This window comes from Pseudonocardia sp. DR1-2, from assembly GCF_023717215.1.
In the GTDB taxonomy this organism is placed as follows: domain Bacteria; phylum Actinomycetota; class Actinomycetes; order Mycobacteriales; family Pseudonocardiaceae; genus Pseudonocardia; species Pseudonocardia alni.
The window spans coordinates 568,135-586,647 of the sequence record NZ_JAMQOF010000002.1; the positions used below are offsets into that span (position 1 = coordinate 568,135).

At 75.2% G+C, this 18,513-nt stretch carries 17 protein-coding genes; 12 read left to right on the plus strand and 5 right to left on the minus strand.

The window, feature by feature from the left end; genetic code table 11:
- Window positions 1–2 precede the first annotated feature (2 nt).
- Window positions 3–2,597: a LuxR C-terminal-related transcriptional regulator gene (locus ND486_RS07495; RefSeq protein WP_251783367.1), complete on the plus strand. Its 2,595-nt coding sequence runs from the start codon at window positions 3–5 to the stop codon at window positions 2,595–2,597.
- A gap of 9 nt (window positions 2,598–2,606) precedes the next feature.
- Here the strand turns inward: ND486_RS07495 and ND486_RS07500 are convergent, their stop codons facing one another.
- Window positions 2,607–3,398 carry an SDR family NAD(P)-dependent oxidoreductase gene (locus ND486_RS07500; RefSeq protein WP_251783368.1) on the minus strand — a complete coding sequence of 264 codons (792 nt, stop codon included), beginning with the start codon at window positions 3,396–3,398 and terminating at the stop codon, window positions 2,607–2,609.
- A 148-nt stretch (window positions 3,399–3,546) separates the two neighbouring features.
- Here ND486_RS07500 and ND486_RS07505 point away from each other — a divergent pair, with 148 nt between their 5' ends.
- A complete protein-coding gene (locus ND486_RS07505; protein ID WP_062398878.1) occupies window positions 3,547–3,996 on the plus strand; it encodes a MarR family winged helix-turn-helix transcriptional regulator in 450 nt (149 codons plus the stop codon).
- An 18-nt stretch (window positions 3,997–4,014) separates the two neighbouring features.
- Here the strand turns inward: ND486_RS07505 and ND486_RS07510 are convergent, their stop codons facing one another.
- From ND486_RS07510 to ND486_RS07525, 4 genes are all read right to left on the minus strand, one after another.
- Window positions 4,015–5,493 carry a dynamin family protein gene (locus tag ND486_RS07510; protein WP_251783369.1) on the minus strand — a complete coding sequence of 493 codons (1,479 nt, stop codon included), beginning with the start codon at window positions 5,491–5,493 and terminating at the stop codon, window positions 4,015–4,017.
- Window positions 5,490–7,319: a dynamin family protein gene (locus ND486_RS07515; protein ID WP_251783370.1), complete on the minus strand. Its 1,830-nt coding sequence runs from the start codon at window positions 7,317–7,319 to the stop codon at window positions 5,490–5,492. Before ND486_RS07515 ends, ND486_RS07510 begins: the two co-directional genes overlap by 4 nt.
- A gap of 165 nt (window positions 7,320–7,484) precedes the next feature.
- The gene (locus ND486_RS07520; RefSeq protein ID WP_251783371.1) at window positions 7,485–8,294 is read right to left on the minus strand and encodes an IniB N-terminal domain-containing protein; all 810 of its coding nucleotides are present in this window, start codon (window positions 8,292–8,294) and stop codon (window positions 7,485–7,487) included.
- Between the two features lie 113 nt (window positions 8,295–8,407).
- Window positions 8,408–9,232: a hypothetical protein gene (locus ND486_RS07525; RefSeq protein WP_251783372.1), complete on the minus strand. Its 825-nt coding sequence runs from the start codon at window positions 9,230–9,232 to the stop codon at window positions 8,408–8,410.
- 245 nt (window positions 9,233–9,477) lie between these two features.
- Between ND486_RS07525 and ND486_RS07530 the strand changes: the two genes are divergently transcribed.
- From ND486_RS07530 to ND486_RS07575, 10 genes are all read left to right on the plus strand, one after another.
- Window positions 9,478–11,529 (plus strand): Hsp70 family protein, encoded by a 2,052-nt coding sequence (locus tag ND486_RS07530; RefSeq protein WP_251783373.1) that lies wholly within the window; start codon window positions 9,478–9,480, stop codon window positions 11,527–11,529.
- A gap of 284 nt (window positions 11,530–11,813) precedes the next feature.
- Window positions 11,814–12,146, plus strand: coding sequence for a hypothetical protein (locus ND486_RS07535; RefSeq protein ID WP_167410005.1), 333 nt, complete (start codon window positions 11,814–11,816; stop codon window positions 12,144–12,146).
- Between the two features lie 79 nt (window positions 12,147–12,225).
- Window positions 12,226–13,038, plus strand: a complete 813-nt coding sequence (locus tag ND486_RS07540) for a DMT family transporter (RefSeq protein WP_208826828.1) — start codon at window positions 12,226–12,228, stop codon at window positions 13,036–13,038.
- 9 nt (window positions 13,039–13,047) lie between these two features.
- Window positions 13,048–13,770, plus strand: coding sequence for an alpha/beta fold hydrolase (locus tag ND486_RS07545; RefSeq protein ID WP_251783374.1), 723 nt, complete (start codon window positions 13,048–13,050; stop codon window positions 13,768–13,770).
- A gap of 43 nt (window positions 13,771–13,813) precedes the next feature.
- On the plus strand, window positions 13,814–14,152 hold the full coding sequence (locus ND486_RS07550; protein WP_208826833.1) for an MmcQ/YjbR family DNA-binding protein: 339 nt from the start codon (window positions 13,814–13,816) through the stop codon (window positions 14,150–14,152).
- A 15-nt stretch (window positions 14,153–14,167) separates the two neighbouring features.
- Entirely contained in the window at window positions 14,168–15,121 is a 954-nt protein-coding gene (locus ND486_RS07555) for a 2-dehydropantoate 2-reductase (RefSeq protein ID WP_251783375.1), read from the plus strand.
- Window positions 15,118–15,762 carry a maleylpyruvate isomerase N-terminal domain-containing protein gene (locus ND486_RS07560; RefSeq protein WP_251783376.1) on the plus strand — a complete coding sequence of 215 codons (645 nt, stop codon included), beginning with the start codon at window positions 15,118–15,120 and terminating at the stop codon, window positions 15,760–15,762. The genes ND486_RS07555 and ND486_RS07560 overlap by 4 nt, the downstream gene beginning before the upstream one ends.
- Window positions 15,763–16,025: 263 nt before the next feature.
- Window positions 16,026–16,916: a hypothetical protein gene (locus ND486_RS07565; RefSeq protein ID WP_251783377.1), complete on the plus strand. Its 891-nt coding sequence runs from the start codon at window positions 16,026–16,028 to the stop codon at window positions 16,914–16,916.
- A 144-nt stretch (window positions 16,917–17,060) separates the two neighbouring features.
- A complete protein-coding gene (locus ND486_RS07570) occupies window positions 17,061–17,693 on the plus strand; it encodes a pyridoxamine 5'-phosphate oxidase family protein (protein ID WP_062398847.1) in 633 nt (210 codons plus the stop codon).
- Window positions 17,694–17,747: 54 nt separating this feature from the next.
- Window positions 17,748–18,122: a hypothetical protein gene (locus tag ND486_RS07575; RefSeq protein WP_251783378.1), complete on the plus strand. Its 375-nt coding sequence runs from the start codon at window positions 17,748–17,750 to the stop codon at window positions 18,120–18,122.
- The last annotated feature ends 391 nt before the right edge of the window (window positions 18,123–18,513 follow it).

Sequence of the window (18,513 nt, forward strand, 5' to 3'; positions counted from 1 at the left end):
GGATGGCGGCACCGACGACGTCCCCCACGCCCGCCGCGTCGACCGGCCCGCTCGCCGGGGCCCCCGCCGCGGTCGCGCTGGTCCGGGCCGTCGCCGAGGACCCGGACGCACCGCGCCTGGTGGCCGTCACCGGTCCCGCCGGTGCGGGCAAGTCGACCGTGCTGCGCGAGCTGGTCCGGGTGTGGACCGAGGCCGGCGCCGGGCAGGACGTCACGGTCGTCGACGACGCCCACGAGCTCGGCGACGACGAGCTCGCCGACCTGCGCGGGCGCGCGGGCCGTCCGGGCGCCCGGCTGGTCGTCGCGTTCCGTCCGTGGCCGCGCAGCCGCGCGCTGGCCCGGCTCGGCGCGACGCTGGCCGCCGCCGCGCCGCCGCTGGTCCTGGGCGCGCTCGACGCCGCCGGGATCGCCGCCCGGGCCGCCCGCCTCGCCGGGGTCCGGATCTCCGACGAGGCCGTCCGGGTCGTCGCCGAGCGCACCGCCGGGGCCCCGGTGCTGGTCGACCGGCTGCTCGCCCACGGACGGGTCGGCGGTCCGGTGCCGCCGCAGCTCGCCGAGCAGATCGGCTACGCCGTCGACGCCGAGGACCCGCGGGTGGTCGAGCTGGTCACCGTGCTCGCGCTCGGCGCCCCCGTCGACGGCGAGGTGCTCGTCCCGCTGCTCGGGATCTCCGACGCGGCCGGCATCGGCGTCGGCGCCGAGATCGCCGAGCTCGACGAGCTGTCCGGCCGGGCCGTCGCCGCCGGGCTCTGCACCCCCGACGGGCGGGTCGTGCCGCTGGTCGCCGAGGCGATCCGCACCCGGGTCGCGCCGGCCCGGCGGGCCGAGCTGCGCCGCCACCTCGCCGAGATCGAGCTCGACCGTGGCGGGAGCGTGCTCGCCGTCGCCCGCACCCTGCGCGGGTCCGGGGCCACCGGGGAGCGTGCCGCCGCGGTGTTCCGGGCCGCCGCGGCCGAGGCGGCCCGCGCGGAGAGCCCGGACGCGGTCCGGTTCTACGCCGAGGCCGTCGCCGCGGGGGCGCCCCCGCTGACCGTCGCCGCGCACCGCGCGCAGGCCCACCTGGTCGCCGGGGACCTCGACGGCGCGCTCGGGCACGCGGACTCGGTGCTGTCCGCGACCGACGCCGTCGAGGCCACCGACGCCGTCCGCGCCGGGTCGGTCGCGGCCGCCGTCCTCGCCCGGCGGGGGCTGCTGGCACGCAGCGCGGAGCTGTACCGGTGGACCGCGGCGGTGTCCGGGGAGCGCCCGCCCGCGGCGGCCGTGCCCGTGCTGATCGGGACCGGGGCGCTGGAGGAGGCCCGCGCCGTCGTCGGGGTCGACGGCTCCGGGTTCGTCGCCGGCCGCGCGCCCACCCTCGTCGACGGCGCCGACGACCTCACCGCCCGCGGCATGCTCGACTCGGTCGAGGGCTCCCCGACCGCCGCGCTGTCCGGCCTGGCCCGCGCCGCCGGTCTGCTGGAGACCGCGCACGGCGCCGCGCTGCTGCCCGACACCCCGGCCGCGCTGGCCGCGCTGGTGGCCGTGCACACCGGGGAGTTCGACGTCGCCGCGTCCGTGCTGGACCGGGCCCTGCGGACCGGGCTCGGCGGGGCGCCCGCCCGGGCCCGGCACCGGCTGCTGCTCGGCTGGATCGCGCTGCTGCGCGGCGCGACCGGCCCGGCGTCGGAGCGGCTCGCCGCCGTCGACGCGGGCGACGACCCCCTCGAACCGCGTGACGAGTTCCTCGCCGCCGCGCTGCAGGTCGCGATCGCCCGCCGCCAGTCCGACCTCGGTGCGCTGATGCGGTCCTGGACCCGGGCCCGGCAGGCGATCGTCCGCCACCCGGTCGACCTCTACGTGCTGCAGCCGCTCGGGGAGCTGGTGACCGCGGCGTCGCGGCTGCGGGAGGAGAGCTGGGTGGCCCCGCACCTCGCCGAGGCCGACGCGCTGCTCGACCGGCTCGGCCGCCCCGCGCTGTGGGTCGCCCCGCTGCACTGGGCGCGGCTGCAGGCCGCGGTGCTCACCGACGACGTCGAGGCCGCCTGCGCCCGCTCCGACGAGCTGCAGAGCGCCGCCTGCGGCAGCCGCTTCGCCCACGCCATGGCGACGGCGGCCCCGCACTGGGTGGGCGTGCTGGAGGACCGGGTCGACGCGGCCGAGGTCGAGGCCGCCGCCCGCGGGCTGCACGCCGTCGGCCTGTCCTTCGACGGCGGCCGCCTCGCCGGGCAGGCGGCACTGCGGACCGGGGACCGGCGCGCGGTGTCGGCCCTGCTGGCCTGCGCGCGGGCGCTGCAGGCGGCGGGGACGGACCTGCGCCAGGGGACCGTCCCGCCCCCCGCGGAGGAGCCCGGCCCGGTCGCGGAGGAGCCCGCCGTCGCGGCCCCGGCGCCCGTCGAGGCCGCCCCGGAACCGTCCGGGTCGGGTCTGCTGTCCGAGCGCGAGCTGGAGGTCGCCGAGCTCGTCGTGCAGGGGCGCACCCAGCGCGAGATCGGTAAGGCGCTGTTCATCTCGGCGAAGACCGTCGAGCACCACGTGGCCCGGATGCGTCAGCGTCTCGGCGTGGGCGGCCGCAGCGAGCTGCTCGACGAGCTCCGCCGGATCCTGGGCGACCGCGGCTGACCCGCCCGGTCAGGGCAGGATCGAGTCGACGTAGCCGCCGTCCACGCGGACCGCGGCCCCGGTCGTGGCCGAGGCCAGCGGCGACGCCAGGTAGGTCACCATGTGGGCGATCTCCTCGGGCTCGATCAGCCGCTGGATCAGCGACTGGGGCCGGTGGGCGCGCATGAACTCGCGCTGCGCCTCGTCCCAGGGCAGGGCCGGGTCCACAAGCTGGTACACGAAGTCCTCGACGCCGGCGGTGTGCGTCGGCCCGGCGATCACCGAGTTGACGGTGACCCCGCTGCCGGCCGCCTCCTTGGCGAACCCGCGGGACAGCGCGAGCAGCGCCGTCTTGGACACGCCGTAGTGGATCATCTCGGCCGGGATGACGACCGCGGAGTCGCTGGCGATGTTCTGGATGCGGCCCCAGCCGCGGTCGCGCATGCCGGGCAGGTAGGTCCGGATGAGGCGGGCCGCGGTCAGGACGTTGACCTCGAAGTAGCGGCGCCAGTCGTCGTCGGTGATGGTGAGGGCCTCCTGGGCACCGAAGACGCCCAGGTTGTTGACCAGGACGTCGACCCCGGGCAGCTCCGCCGCCAGGGTCGCGGTGCCGTCGTCGGTGGTGACGTCGGCCGCCACGCCGACGACCTCTCCGCCGGACTCGTCGCGCACCCGGGCGACGGCCGCGTCGACCCGTTCCGGGGTCCGGCCGTTGACCGCGACCCGGGCGCCCGCGCGGGCGAGGTCGACGGCGATGGCGAGTCCGATGCCCTGGGTGGAGCCGGTGACGAGGGCGGTCCGGCCGGTGAGGTCGAGGTGCATGGCTGTCTCTTTCCAGGAGTCGGGGTGGCCGTCTCGTATCGTGGTGTCGGCACGTGCAACAGTCGGCGCACGCCGATAGTTGCACACGCTGGTTATTGCTGACGCCGACAACGTAGCACCGTGACCCGGGCCGAAGGGGAGGCACACCATGTCGCTCGACGACGACGCGGTCGAGACGCGGGCGCGGGGGTGGCGCACCCTGGCCGCCCTGCACGCCCGGCTGGAGGACGACCTGGAGCGGGCGTTGCAGCGCTCCTACGGGCTGTCGGTGGTGGAGTACACCGTGCTCGACGCGCTGGCCCGCCAGGACGGCTTCCACCTGCGGATGGCCCAGCTCTCGTCGGTGGTCGTGCTCAGCCAGTCGGCGACGACCCGGCTGGTCGGCAGGCTGGAGGACCGGGGGCTGCTGCAGCGGTACCTGTGCCCCACCGACCGCCGCGGGATCTACACCGAGCTCACCGAGCAGGGACGCCGGCTCCTGGAGAGCGCCCGTCCGGGCCACGACCGGGCGTTGGAGCAGGCGCTGGCCGACGCGGCGACGCGCCCCGAGCTGGCCCCGCTGGTCGCGGCGCTGCACGCCCTCGACGCGACGCCCTGATCCCTCGGCCCTGATCCCTCAGTGGTGCGCGTGCGGGCGGGACGCCTCGGCGAGCAGCCCCTCGCAGGACCGCACCACGATCCGCGCGGCCTCCGCCGACGCCCGCCCCGTCAGCGGGCTCTCCGCCCGCCGCCTCCAGCGGCGCAGCGCCTCGGAGGCGGCGTCGTGGACCTCGCGCGGACCCGCGGCACCGTCGAGCCCGAGCCGGGCCGCAGCCGAGCCGCCCTCGCCGCCGAGCAGCCGTTCGGCGTCGGCGAGCGCCTCGGGCGGGAACACGATCTTGCCGGCGCGCAGGTCGGCCAGCGCCCGCAGCTCGACGAACTCGTGCGCCCCGGCCAGGATCCGCTCCACCTCGGCACGCAGGGCGGCCGTCGCCGGGCGGGGCTCGCGGGTCAGTACGAGGTCGACCGCGAGCAGCGCGGAGCGGGCCTTGAGCAGGTCGCGGCGCTCGGAGAACTGGGTGTCGAGCACCGAACGCAGCTCGTCGAGACCGGAGCGGCGCACCAGGTCGTCGGCCAGCGCGGTCGGGTCCTTCACGCCCTGGCGGATCAGTGTCGTCCCGAGCCGGACACCGAACAGGCCGAACCGCTCCAGCAGCGCGATCCGGGTGGCGGCGTCGGGCCGGTCGAGGTCGGTGCGCCCGAAGCGGTCGGCCGAGAGCAGCAGCGCCTCGACGTCGCCCCGCGGGAGCGCGGCCAGCTCGGTGAGCGCGACGTACTCGTCCTGCCGCATGGTGCGGGCGGTCTCGGCGAGCAGTCCGGCGACGGCGACGACGGTCTGGCACAGCCCCCGCAGCTTGTCGTCGCCGCGGTAGCGCCGTGCGATCCGGCGCGCGGAGATCAGCGCGTCGAGCCGGCCGACGCCGATCTCGTCGGCGCGTGACAGCACCGCGATGGTGTTCACCGGGGTCGCGCGGGCGACGCCGCGGTCGTGGAAGGCCTCCAGGAACCGCACGTCACCGGCGTGCAGGTGACGCATCAGGTAGACGACGGCGTCGGCGGGCGACGGCGTGTCCTCCGGCGTCAGGAACTCCCCGGCCCGGCCGGCCGCATCGGCGGTCAGCGACCCGATGCCGGGGGTGTCGATGAGATTGGTGCGCCGCAGGTGCTGCGACGGCCAGTCGACGTGCAGCCGGTCGACGTCCTCCACCCGGGCGCCCTGCAGGTCGATCTGCAGCGCGCCGTCGCGCCGGGCCAGGGTGAGGGGGCGGTCCGCACCGGAGCGCAGGTGCATCCGCACGCCCGGGGCGGGCGCGTCGGCGTACCAGGTGACGATGCGGGTGCACTCGCCCGCGTCGGTGGGGGCGATCCGCTCGCCGACCAGGGCGTTGAGCAGCGTGGACTTGCCGGCCTTGACCTTGCCGGCGATCGCGACGCGCAGCGGCTCGTCGAACCGGTCGAGGTGGTGGCGCAGCCAGCCCGCGGCCTGCGGGGAGTCGCCGTAGGCGTCCAGCGTGCGGCGCAGCAGCGCCCGGGTCTGCTCGGTCAGCGCGCTCACGCGGGGCTCCCGGCGCCCACGGCGGCGGCCAGCGCCCTGGCCCGCTCGGCGAGGCCGGTGACCCGCTCCAGCTCGGCCTCCAGGTCCGCGACGCGCTGCTGGCGCTCGGCGTCGTCCTTGAGGGCGGTCTGCGCGGCCGCGACGGACTCCTTCAGTGCCTCGGACAGCTCGTCGGCGACGGTGGTGAAGTGGTCGCGCAGATCGCGCTGGATCCGGCGCAGGTTGTCCCGCGAGTCCTTGCCGACCTGGAAGGTCACCTCGTCGATGTGCCGGCGCACGGCGTTCTTCGACTCGGCCTGGCGTCGCTGCTTCATGCGCTTCTTCTCGTCGCGCACGGTCTTGGCGCCGAACAGCAGCCCGGCGCCGACCGACAGCGGGTTCAGCAGGGCGATCCCGGCGAAGGTGGAGGCGAGACCGAACATCAGCATGCCGCCGTAGCCGCCGCGGGCGCCGACGAACAGCTTCTGCCCGATGCCGAACTTCTCGTCCGCGGGCATCTCCAGCGGGTCGACCAGGCCGGCCACCGAGCCGCCCGCGACCCGCAGCTCGGGCAGGGTCACGTCGACGGCCTCGGCGAAGTGCTCGGCGACCTGCTCGGCCAGCCAGCGGGCCCGCTCGGTCGTCCACACGAAGTTCTGGGCGACGGCGTGGGCCACCTGCTTGTGGAACCACTCGGCGAACTGTTCCCAGATGTCGGCCGGGTCGGCGTCCTCGAGCAGCTGCTCGGCGTCGCGGGAGACCGCGCGCAGCCGGTCGCGCAGGTCGTACTCGATGTCGGCGATCAGGTCGGCGACGCCGTCGGTGAGCGTGGTCTGCCAGCGGGCGGACCGCTGGCGTAGGCCATCGACGCGCGACCGTGCGGCCTCCAGCTCGCGGGCGAGCTGACCGGCCTTCTCCGGGTCGTTCTGCGACATCAGCTCGGCCCGCATCGTGGCCTCGAGGGCCTGGCAGGTGACGAGGACGTCCTGGCTGGTGGAACGGCGGTCCAGGTCGTCGGCGGCGCCGACGACCTTGCGCAGCAGGAAGCTGGTGAGCGCCTGGAAGCCGGACTCGGCGATGAGGTCGAGGTCCTGGGTGCGGGCCGCGTGCAGCCGCAGCGCGGAGGAGACCGGCAGCAGCTCGGCGTCGACCCGGGCGGTGCGCAGGTGGCCCTGGTCGAGGTCGACGATCCGGCGCCAGTGCGGGTACAGGTCGGTCTTGGTGACGATGCAGGCGACGTTCGGGCACAGCTTGCGCGCGGCCTGCAGGAACTCCAGCTCGGGGGCGGTGTACTCCTGGCTGGCGTCGGAGACCAGCAGGACCGCGTCCGCGGTCGGCAGCGCCGACATCGTCGCGGCGCCGTGCGCGGACCCGAGCCCGCCGACGCCGGGGGTGTCGACCAGTGCCAGCCCGCTCTGCAGCAGCTTGCGGGGCAGCGTGACCTCGGCGCGGGTGAGGCGGGCCCGGTTACCGGGGTTGCCGGCCTCGGAGACGTGCTCGGCGAGCTGGTCGAGCCCGACGACGGTCCGCTCGGCCTGCTCGGTCGCCGCGCCGTCCGGGCCCGCGGCCTCGCGCACGAGGGTCACCGAGGTCTCCTCGCCGAAGCGCACGAGCGTCGGCACGGCGGTGGCGATGTCGTCGTCGACGGGACACACGGTGGCGTTGACCAGCGCGTTCACCAGCTGGCTCTTGCCCTGCTTGAACTCGCCGACGACCAGCACCCGCACGACCGGGTCGGTCAGCCGCGCCTTCGTCTGCCGCAGCCGAGGTGCCAGGTCGGGGCGGTCGTAGGCAGTGACCGCCTTGAGGGCCAGGTCGACGAGTGCGACCGCCTCCGGCACTGCCACGGCCGCTCCCCCCGTCACTTCGCGGGCGGTGCCCCACACCGCCCGTCACGTTCCCGTCATGGATACACGAACGACGACGGCCCCGGTCACCCACGGGTGGGTGACCGGGGCCGGCCGGTCCGGGCGGACGAACCCTACTGATCCGCCCGGAGCAGCGCTACCGGATCAGAGGCCGATCGGCAGGTTGACGTCGGCGGAGACGTCGTTGTGCGACAGCACGTCGGTGTGGGTGGTGCTGTGGTCGTCGACGTGGGTCTCGGTGTGCTGGCTCGAGTCGGCGTTGTACGAGTCGTCGATGTCGACCGAGGAGTGCGACTCGTTGTGGGTCTTGTTGAACGAGTCGGTCGCGTCGTTCGAGCCGGTGGCGTTGCCGCCCAGGGACGCGGCGCCACCGTGGTCGGCGGAGATGTCGCCGGTCTTGTAGGCCGAGCCGGAGCCGAACGAGGTGGTGTTGTCGTCGCCGGACACGACCTGGTTGCCGTCGCCGACCACGTTGTGGTCGCCGGTGGTGACCGGGGCGTTGTTGTCGCCGCCGACGGCCACCGCGCCGTCGCCGGACGCGACGGTGGTCTTGGTGTCGATCGACTGGTTGAAGTCGCCGCCGCCGGTGTCGACGTTCTGGTTCACCGAGTTGTCGATGATGGTGTCGCGGTCGTCGACGTTGTAGGTGTAGTGGTTGTTGGTCACGTACTTGTCGATGTACTTGACCGGGTCCTCGCCGTGGTGCACGGGCGGCGGCGGCGGGGTGTGGTGGTGGCCGCCACCGTGGCCGCCGCCGGTGTTGTAGTCACGGTCGAAGGACACGTCGTCGTTGTCCTGGGCCAGGACCAGGGCGTCGCGGACGTCGTCGGCGGAGACCTCGGACAGGCCGCACTGGGCGAGCATGCCGTGCGGGTCCTCCTTGAACTCGGCCAGGGCCTTCGGGTCCTTGAGCAGGTCCAGGATGAACTGGATCAGCGACTTCTCGACGGACATGACGTTCTCCTCATGGGGTGCCGCCGGGCTCGGGCGCGCGGCGGAGGTTCGAGTGGTGCGGGGGGTGGTGACCGGGCCGGGGGCCCGGCCCGGTCACCGGGCCGGGCGGACCGTCAGCCGATGTGCAGGTCGAGGTCGTTGTGCGAGCCGATGTCGGTGTGGGTGTGGCTGTTGTTGTCCACCGACGTGTGGGTCTCGGTGCTGCTGTCGGTGTTGTACGAGTCGCTGATGTCGGTGCTCTGGTGCGACTCGTTCCAGGTCTTGTTGAACGACCCGTCGGCGTCGTGCGAACCGGTCGCGTTGCCGCCCAGCGAGACCGCGCCACCCTTGTCGGCGGAGATGTCGCCGGTGTTGTAGGCCGAGCCCTGGCCGAAGGCGGTGGTGTTGCCGTTGCCGGACACGACCTGGTTGCCGTCGCCGACGACGTTGCCGTTGCCGGTGGTGACCGGGGCGTTGTTGTCGCCGCCGACGGCCACGGCGCCGTCACCGGAGGCGGAGGTCGACCGGATGTCGATGTCCTGGTCGAAGTCGCCGCCGTGGGTGTCGATGTGCTGGTTCACGGAGTTGTCGACGATGGTGTCGCGGTCGTCGATGTTCTCGGTGTGCCAGACGTCCTTGACGTGCACGTTCTCGTGCGACGCGGCGGCCTTGTGGCCGTGGTCGCCGTGGTCGCCGTGGCCCTTGCCCTCGCTCCAGCCGCCCTTGTCGCCGCCCCAGTTGAAGCCGGTGTCGTAGTGGCGGTCGAAGGAGACGGTGTCGTTGTCCTGCGCGATGACCAGCGCGTCGCGGACGTCCTCCGGGGACAGCTCGGAGAGGCCGTAGTGCTGCAGGACCGCGTTCGGGTTGTCGTTGAACCAGTCGCGGACCTGGATGCTCTCGGAGCCGTTGCCGAGCAGGAGCTTGATGAAGTCGATCAGCGAGATGTCGTGTGCAGCCATGACGGCCTCCGGTGTCGCTCGGGGTGTGACCGGTCCGTCGGCGACGACCGGTGTTGACGACGAAAGCTAGGGGCGCCGGCCGGTCCGGCCATCGGGGATCGCTCCGGGTCCGTGGGGGGGCCGTTAGGGGATCGGTCCCCAACCTCGAACTGCTGCGCCGCACGGGCTAACACCGGGGCGGCCCCCGTCGATGGGTCACGGAGAGGACTACGCCGGCGTGCCGGTTCGACGAGGGGGGAGCAGTGATGTCGTACCTGCTCGGGATCGATCTGGGGGCCACCTCGGTGACCGCTGCCGTGCTCCGCACGGGCGGTGCCGCGGAGCCCGTGCGGCTGGGGGGCCGCGACGGGAGCGACGTGCTCCCGGCGGTGCTCGTCGCGACGCCCGGGGGTGACCTGCTGTGCGGTGAGCCCGCCCGTCGCCGGGCCCCGGCCGAGCCGGACCGCGTCGCACGCGGCTTCCTCGACCGGGTCGGGGACCCGACCCCGCTGTCGCTGGGCGGCTACGCCTACGCGGCCGAGGACCTGTGCGCCCGGCTGGTGCGTGTCCTGGTCGACGAGGTGTCCACCCGGCACGGCGGCCCGCCGTCGCGGATCGGGGTCACCTGCCCGGTGGGCTGGGGCCGCCACAAGCGCGACCTGCTGGCCGCCGCACTGCGCCGCCGCGGGCTGACCGTCTCCCTGGTGACCGCGCCGCAGGCCGTCGCGCTCGCCCACCGCGCCGTCGTGCCGGCCGGGGGGCCGCTCGCCGTCGTCGACCTGGGGGGCAACGGGACCACCGCGACCGTGCTGGCCGCGGCCGCACCCGGAGTGCTGCCCGACGCCGTCGGCCGCACGCTGGGCTGCCGGACCGGTGGCGCCGACGTCGACGACGCGGTGTTCGCCTTCGTCCGGTCCTCCTCCCCGGCCACGGCCGCCGCGTTCGACGCGCTCGACCCCGACGACCCGCGGACCGTCGCCGCCCTGACCGCCCTGCGCGACGAGTGCCGCGCCGCCAAGCAGCTGCTGTCCCGGGACACCGTCGCGACCGTCCGGGTGGAGATGCCCGGCCTGCGGACCGCGGTGCGGATCCACCGCTCCGACCTCGACGAGCTCACCCGCCCGCTGCTCGAGCCGGTCGCCGACCTGGTGCAGGACGTCGCCGCCGCCGCCCCCGACGCCGAGGTGCTGCTCGCCGGCGGTGCCGCGCGGATGCCGGTCGTGGTGCAGGCGGTCTCGGCGGCACTGGGCCGCCCGGTCGCCGTCGTCGCGGACCCGGTGGCCGACGCCGCCCGCGGTGCCGCACTGGCCGTCGCACCGGGGGCCGGGACCTCCTGGCCCGGTGTGCGGATGGCACCGCTGACCGGTGTCCCCGCGCCCCGCGAGCCCGTCGACCCGGCCGGGCGCAGCCCGTGGGACCGGCCGGGGACGGAGGCCACCGAGCGCACCGACCGCACCGGCACGACCGACCGCATCGCGCCGGCGTGGCCGACCCGCGGCGAGCGGGAGCGGACCGCGCGGACCGAGCAGCCCGCCGCGGCCGCCACGGCCGTCGCGCTGCTCGACCCGGAGCCGCCGACCGGCCCGCTGACCGCGGTTCCCCGCCCCCGTACGGCGCAGCCCCCCGCCCCCGCACGGACCTCGGTCCTGGGGGCCGGACAGTCGCCCGCGCCGTCCGCCGTCCGCCCGGAGCGGCCCGCCCCGGACACCCTGGTCACCCGGGACGCCCCGGCCACCGCCCGTCGCGCCACGGTCACCCGGCAGCGCCTGGTGGTCGGTGCCGGTGGTCTCGCCGGTGCCGCCGCCATCGCGGGTGCGCTGCTGTTCTGGCCCACGACGAGCCCCGGGATCGGTGAGCTGAGCGCGGCCCCCGTGCTGAGCTCACCGGCCGTCGCGCCGGCCCCGGTCGCCCCGGGGGCCGCCCCGGCCGCCGGCGTCGCCGCCGGTCCGGCCGCGGGTGCCCCCGCGGGCGGGAGACATGCCGCCACCGGTGGCGCCGGTGCCCCGGGTGGTGCGACCACCGGGGGTACGGCGGCCCGCCCCGCCGCCGGTGCCGCCGCTCCGGTCGCGGCCGCCGCCCCGGCTCCGGTGGCTCCGGCCCCGGCCGCACCCCCCGCTCCCGTGGTGTCGACCCCGCCGGTCACGACGCCGCCGGCGACGAGCCAGGGCCCGAGCACCCCGACGGAGGGCACGCCCGACCCGACCACCCCGCCGGTCACCACCCCGCCCGCCACCGACCCGACCACCCCGGTCCCGGGCCCGACGACCACGGCCCCCGCGCCGACGTCGACCACCCCGGCCGCGGGTGCGGCTGCGTGATCATCCTGTCGGACAGGGAATCCACCGCCGATCACCCTCTGCGCTGCGACGACAGCGCCGAGTGACCCCCACCCCGTCCCGCCCGGACCCCGGGGCGGGATGATTCGGACCGCCGGGCCGGCGTGGACACGGGAGCCCCCACGCCGGCTCGGCCCCACGGACCATGCGACGGGGCCGTGCTCGAAGGTGTGACCGCCACCGCGTCGCGTCGGCCGTGTCCACCCCCTCCGACGTGGTAAAACACTGGTCGTCACGGTTGGGGCACGGTGTGAGAGGGGCGCGTGGTGACGCGGTTGGCGGGGGCGGTCATCGGCATGGCGGCGGGTGCGTTGGTGCTCGCGTATGTCGTGGTGGGCTGGCCCATCCTGGTGGTCGGAGGGCCGCTGCTGGTGGGGGTGGCCCTGACGGTCGGCATCCTGGTCCTCACCGAGCGCCCGCGGGCCCTGCTGGCGCAGCGCCGGGCGACCCAGGGCGGCACGTCCCCCTGGCAGGCCGCCGCCGGTACACGTGACGAGCAGCCCGGCAGCGGGCTGATGAGCGGCTTCTTCGAGATGCCCGCGGCGCTGCCCGAGCAGCGGCCCGCCCCGTCGGACGCCCGCCCGGCCGGCACCCGGTAGCAGTACGTCACAATCGGCCGGTGCCGATCATTACGCGTGCCGCCCGTGCCCTGACCCGGGCCCGCCCGTGCTGATCGGCATGCTCTTCGCGGTGTTCGCGATGCTCTGCAGCACCGTCGCCGCCATCCTCCAGGCCGACGCGGCCAACCAGGGCGGGCGCACCAGCGCCGTCCTGGCCCGCCCCCGGTTCCTCGGCGGGATCGCGATGGACATCGTCACCTGGCTCTGCATGGTCGTCGCGCTGCAGTTCATCCCCATCTTCGCGGTGCAGGCCACGCTCGCCGGGGCCATCGCGATGACCGCCCTGTACGCCCGCTACTTCCGCGGCGAGTGGTTGCGGCCGGTGCACCGGCTCGCCATCGGCGCCAGCATGCTCGGGCTCGCCTTCGTCGCCGGCAGCGCGGGGACCGAGCGCAAGCAGGCCCTGACCGGACACGGCACGACCGTCGCCGTCCTGATCGCGGCGCTCGTCGTGATCATGGGGGTGACGCTGGCGATCACGAACTCGACCAAGCCGTGGCCGTCGGCGGTGCTCGCCGGGCTCGGGCTGGGCGGCGGCTCGGTCTGCATCCGCGCGATGCACGTGTCCGAGGGCGTCGACCTGGCCGGTCTGCTGCGCGAGCCGCTGGTCTACATCCTGGTCGGCATGGCACTGGCCGGCCTGTACAACTACGCCCGCGCGCTGCAGCTCGGCGACGTCTCCACGGTGACCGCGCTCTACATGGTCACCCAGGTCGTCGTGCCCGGTCTGGTCGGCATCACCCTGCTCGACGACACCGTCCGCCCCGGTCTGTGGTGGCTGCTGCTGCTCGGGCTGGCGCTCGTCGTCTACGGCACCTCGATCCTGGCGCGGCGCCGTCCGGAGAAGCGGACTCCCCCGCGGGTGGCCTAGTTTCGGGCCATGCCCTCCTTCGAGCGCCCCGGTGTGACCCTGCACTACGAGGAGCACGGCACGGGGTTCCCGGTCCTGCTGCTGGCCCCGGGCGGCATGAACTCGACGATCGCGGCCTGGGGCAACGCCCCCTGGGACCCGGTCACCCACCTCGCGCAGCGGTACCGCGTCATCGCGATGGACCAGCGCAACGCCGGGTCCTCGGTCGCCGAGGTCCACGGCAGCGACGGCTGGGACACCTACACCGCCGACCAGCTCGCCCTGCTCGACCACCTCGGCGTCGACGAGTGCGCGGTGCTCGGCATGTGCATCGGCGGCGCCTTCATCGCGAACCTGCTGGTCACCGCGCCGCAACGCGTCCGGGCCGCGGTCGCGCTGCAGCCCATCGGCCGCGCCGACAACCAGCACCTGTTCGAGGAGAAGTTCGACGAGTGGCGCGCCGGGATCGAGGCCGACCACCCCGGGGTCCCCGACGACGACTGGGCCGCGTTCCGCACGAACATGTGGGGCGGCGGCGGGATGCTGTACTCCGTCCCCGACGAGGCGCTCGCCCACGTCGCGACGCCGTGGCTGGTGCTGATGGGGATCGACGCCTTCCACCCGGAGCCCGTGTCGCGCCGCCTCGCCGGGCTCGCGCCGGGCGCGGAGCTGGTCGAGGAGTGGAAGGTCGAGCCGCACGTGGCCGACGGCCGCGCCGCCGTCGACCGGTTCCTCGCGGCCCACCTGGTCTGATTCCTCCACGACGGGCAGCGCCCGCCGCGGGCACCATGACCCCATGCCGAGCTGGGACGACGTGGTGCGGATCGGGTCCGGGCTGCCGGAGGTCGAGGAGTCGACCTGGTACCGGACGCCGTCGCTGAAGGTCCGTGGCAAGGGCTTCGCCCGGCTGCGCACCGAGGCCGAGGGCGGGCTGGTGCTGATGTGCTCGCTCGAGGAGAAGGAGGCGCTGCTCGCGTCGGGCGACCCGGCGTACTTCACGACCCCGCACTACGACGGCCACGGCGTGATCCTCGTCGACCTCGACCGGGTCGACGCGGGGCAGCTCGCGGAGCTCGTCGAGGAGGCCTGGCGGCGGAAGGCCCCGCCGTCGGTCGTGCGCCGTCGCGACGGCTGAGCCACCATCGTCGTCGTGCGCTATGTGGTGATCGGGGCAGGGGCCGTCGGCGGGACGATCGCGGCGCGGCTGCACGCGGCCGGGCGGGAGGTCGTGGTCGTCGCCCGGGGCGCGCACCTCGACGCGATCCGCGAACGCGGGCTGCGCCTCGACACCCCGGACGGGTCGACCACCCACCCGGTCGAGGCCGTCGGCACGGTCGGCGAGGCCCGGCCCACCCCCGACGACGTCGCGATCCTCGCCGTCAAGTCGCAGGACACCCCGCCGCCGCTGGCCGCGCTGCTCAAGGCGGCCCCCGGGATCACCGTGGCGTGCGCGCAGAACGGCGTCGCCAACGAGCGGCTCGCCGCACGCCGCACCGACCGGGTGCAGGCGATGCTGGTGATCCTGCCCGCCGAGCACTACGAGCCGGGGGTGGTCGTCGCGTCGTCGTCGCCGGTCCCGGGCGTGCTCGACGTCGGCCGGTTCCCCTCCGGTGTCGACGCCACCACCGAGGCGATCGTCGCCGACCTCACCGCGGCCGGGTTCTCCTCCCGCGCCGACCCGGACGTGATGGCCGCGAAGTACGGCAAGCTGCTCACCAACCTGGCCAACGCCGTCGACGCGATCTGCGGGCTCGACGACCCGGACGCTCCCCGCCTCGTCGAGGCGGTGACCGCGGAGGGCCGCGCCGTCCTGGACGCGGCCGGGATCACCGTCCGGACCGGCGACGACGACCGCGTCCGCCGGGAGGGCACCATCACCGAGCGGCCGGTCGCGGGCGCGGCGCGGCGCGGCTCCTCGTCGTGGCAGAGCCTGCAGCGCGGGACCGGCTCCATCGAGGCCCGCTACCTCAACGGCGAGATCGTGGCCCTGGGCGCGGCGCACCGGATCGCGACCCCGGTCAACACCGAGCTGATGCGGGTGGCCGAGGAGATGGCCGCGGCCGGGGAGCAACCGGCGTCGCGGTCGGGTGCGGACCTGCTGTGACGGTCTACCCGCTCGACGTGGCGCGCCCGGCGTTCCTCGACGCGCTCGACGGGCTGTCCGCGTTGCTCGACCACGTCGACGACACCGACCTGCACGCCCGCAGCCGCTGTCACGGCTGGCTCGCCGCGGACGTCCTCGCGCACCTGCACCTGGGCCTGGTCGAGATGCTCGCCGGGTTCCCCGCCCGCACCGACCGCCCCGCCGACGCCGATCTCGCGACCTACTGGACCGCGTTTCCCGGGTCCGAGCTGCCGGACTGGGCGCACGAGCGCTTCGCCCGCGCCGTCGCGTCCGCCTACGCCCGCCCGACCGGGCAGATCGCCCACGTCGCGATGACGCTGCGCGGCCTGCGCCGGCTCGTCGCGGACCTGGACGGGCCGTACCGGCTGGAGTTCCAGGGGCACGTCCTCGACGTCGGGGACTTCGTCGGCACCTGGGTCGTCGAGGTCGTGGTGCACCACCTGGACATGACCGTCGCGCTGCCGGACGCACCGGCCCCGCCCGCGTCGGGGCTCGCGGTGGTGCGGGAGACGGTGACCCGGCTGGCCGGTCCCGACGTCGTCGCGGGGTGGGGGGACGACACCGCCCTCGCGCTCGCCGCCACCGGGCGGGAGCCGGGGATGACACCCGTGCTGGGCTAGTAGGTGATGCTGACGGGACCGTCCTGCAGCTGCCCGATGCGTCCCCGCTCGACGGTGCTGGTCATGCCCACGTCCCACGACGGCACCCGGGGCGCCCGCGACGCCCTCCTGCCGGGCCGGTGGGCTGCTCCGTCTCGCCCCGTCATCACAAGAGATGAAGTGCGCCGGTCGGACCAAGATCGTCGATAACGACAGGGTGTCGCGTGCGATGAGCGGGCAACACGGTCGGACGGATCCGGCCGCCGTCGTCGGGGAGGGTCGTCATGGTGGAGCGGTGCCGGTGCGGGGCGGAGCTGCTGGGCTCGCTGCACTTCTGCGTGGGGTGCGGACGGCCGCGGGCGCAGGCCGTCGTCCCCCGGCCGCGGACCGGGGCGGTGCAGGTCGGCGCCGGGGCCCCGGTGCCGCAGGGGCGTACCGTCGTGCAGCACCCGTCGGCCGCGCAGTACCGCCCCGCCGACCGGTACCGCCCCGCCGCGCCGGCGTCGGCCCCGTCGGCCTGGGCCGGCCCGCAGCCGACCGGCTACGCGCCGGGCTGGGACGCCCCGGCCGGGTGGGGTCCGGTGGCGCCCGCCCCGTCGCGGACGCCGTGGGTCGTCGCCTCGCTGGTGCTGGTGACGCTGCTGCTGGCGGGGGCGGCGCTGCTCGTCCTGCGCCCTGACCTGCTCCCCGGCGCCGCGCCCACCGTGACCCCGGCGGCCGCGCCGGTACCGGTGGTGGTCGCCCCGGCCGCGGCGCCGGTCGTGATCCCGCCGACCACCTACGTGCCGGGCTACACCCCGTCGCCGACGACGTCGCTCACCGAGCAGGCCGCCGCCGACAGCCCACGCGTCGCCGCGACGGCCGGCTACTGGGTCCCGCAGCTGTCCTCCAAGCGCGCGGGCACCAGCGACGGCGGCATCACCTACGACGAGCAGGGCATCCTCGACCACTACCGCGGTCTCGCCGCGCAGTACCCGGGCGCCGCGCTGGTCTGGTCCGGCGACTGGCCGGTCTTCCGCAACAGCGACTACTGGGTCGTGGTCGTCGCCCAGCCCTTCACCACAGCGGCCGGCGCGAACGCCTGGTGCGACGCCCAGGGCTTCGGCTCCGACGACTGCTTCGCCAAGAAGATCTCCTGGAGCGACGGCCCGCAGGGATCGACGGTGCACCGGTGAGCGCGCCGTACGGGCCGTGTCCGCGGACGCCGCTGCCGGACGTGTCCGTGCTGTTCCCGTGGCGGGGGTGGACGCCGCCCGTCCTCGGACGCCCGTGACCGGAATCCACTCGGCCCCGCGCGCGTCCGCGCCTACCGTTGGCCCATGACCTCCGATGCGCACGGCACCGAGATCCGTACCCTCGCCGAGCTGCAGGGGATCACCGGGCAGCCCATCGCGCCCGCGCTGGCGAAGGAGCGCGACCACCTCGTGGACGTGCACCGCGCCTGGCTGGCGGCGTCCCGGTTCCTGCTGCTGGCGACGTCGGGCCGCGACGGCACCTGCGACGTCTCGCCGAAGGGTGACCCGGCCGGTTTCGTGCACGTCGTCGACGACCGCACGGTCGCGATCCCCGAGCGTCCCGGCAACGGCCGCGTCGACGGCTGGCGCAACGTCCTGGAGAACCCGCACGTCGGCGTGATCCTGCTGGTGCCGGGCCGCAACGACACGCTGCGCATCAACGGCCGGGCCCGGCTCGTCCGGGACGCGCCGTACTTCGACGAGCTCGCCGTGAAGGGCCGCCGGCCGCTGCTCGCCTGCGAGGTCGCGATCGACCAGATCTACTTCCACTGTCCCAAGGCGTTCCTGCGCTCCGAGCTGTGGGCGACGACGAGCTGGCCCGCGCCGGACGCGCTGCCCTCCACCGCGCAGCTCGCCAAGCGGCTCGCCCGTCCCGACGAGCCACTGGAGAGGATCGAGGAGTACTACGGTGCCGGCTACGCGGCCCGGCTCTACTGAGGGTCGCGCACGTTACATCGAAACCGCAGGTCAGACCCTGCACAATGGGGAGACGTGACACCCCCCGTCCCGCCGCTGCGGCGCTCCCTGCGTGCCCTGCTGTCCGCCGTCCTCACCGCGCTCGCGATCCCGGTCGTGCTCGCGGCGGGTGCCGCGCTGCCGCCGGCCGCGGTGGTCGTGGGGATCGTGCTGGCGGTGGTCGTCGCCGGGGTGGCCCGCACCCTGTCCTGGGTGGCCGGGGAACCGGTCGGCGAGCGGGCGACGGCGCTGGCCGTGGCCAGCGGCCTCGGCGCGGGGACCGCGGCGATCGCGCTGGGCGTGGTCGCGGTGTTCGCCGGCCCCGCGGTGCTGGTGCTCGTCCCGTTGCTCACCGGGGCCGGGGTCGCGACCTGGTGGGTCACCCGCCGGGACGTACCGCCTGCACTCTGACTCCATGATCACCGGTTGTGGAGTCCGGAGTGCACTCCACGGCCGTCTGCGCTCCACAACCGGTGATCATGAGGCCGCACGGCGAGCGCCACACGCCACCGGTCGCGGGGCGTCGTCGCACGGGAATGGCGCGAGGGACCGTTCCCCGGAGACGACGAAGGCCCAGGCTCGGCGGGAGACCTGCCGCTGACCTGGGCCTTCGTGTTCTGAGCGGGCGACGGGAATCGAACCCGCGTATTCAGCGTGGGAATCAGGGTGTCGCCACGACGTGGGGGCTCTGACGTCGGCCGCGCTCCGGTCTGGGGTGGCCCGGATGACCGTGATTGACCGGGGTGAATGGCCCACGAATGGCCCGGCGAGGAGACCAGCATCCCCCTGGTCTCCGAGCGGT

Coding starts and splice junctions, on each gene's coding strand:
- ND486_RS07495 (WP_251783367.1), top strand. CDS start 3: ATGGCGGCACCGACGACGTCCCCCACGCCCGCCGCGTCGACCGGCCCG.
- ND486_RS07500 (WP_251783368.1), bottom strand. CDS start 3,398: ATGCACCTCGACCTCACCGGCCGGACCGCCCTCGTCACCGGCTCCACC.
- ND486_RS07505 (WP_062398878.1), top strand. CDS start 3,547: ATGTCGCTCGACGACGACGCGGTCGAGACGCGGGCGCGGGGGTGGCGC.
- ND486_RS07520 (WP_251783371.1), bottom strand. CDS start 8,294: ATGTCCGTCGAGAAGTCGCTGATCCAGTTCATCCTGGACCTGCTCAAG.
- ND486_RS07525 (WP_251783372.1), bottom strand. CDS start 9,232: ATGGCTGCACACGACATCTCGCTGATCGACTTCATCAAGCTCCTGCTC.
- ND486_RS07530 (WP_251783373.1), top strand. CDS start 9,478: ATGTCGTACCTGCTCGGGATCGATCTGGGGGCCACCTCGGTGACCGCT.
- ND486_RS07540 (WP_208826828.1), top strand. CDS start 12,226: ATGCTCTTCGCGGTGTTCGCGATGCTCTGCAGCACCGTCGCCGCCATC.
- ND486_RS07545 (WP_251783374.1), top strand. CDS start 13,048: ATGCCCTCCTTCGAGCGCCCCGGTGTGACCCTGCACTACGAGGAGCAC.
- ND486_RS07550 (WP_208826833.1), top strand. CDS start 13,814: ATGCCGAGCTGGGACGACGTGGTGCGGATCGGGTCCGGGCTGCCGGAG.
- ND486_RS07565 (WP_251783377.1), top strand. CDS start 16,026: ATGGTGGAGCGGTGCCGGTGCGGGGCGGAGCTGCTGGGCTCGCTGCAC.
- ND486_RS07570 (WP_062398847.1), top strand. CDS start 17,061: ATGACCTCCGATGCGCACGGCACCGAGATCCGTACCCTCGCCGAGCTG.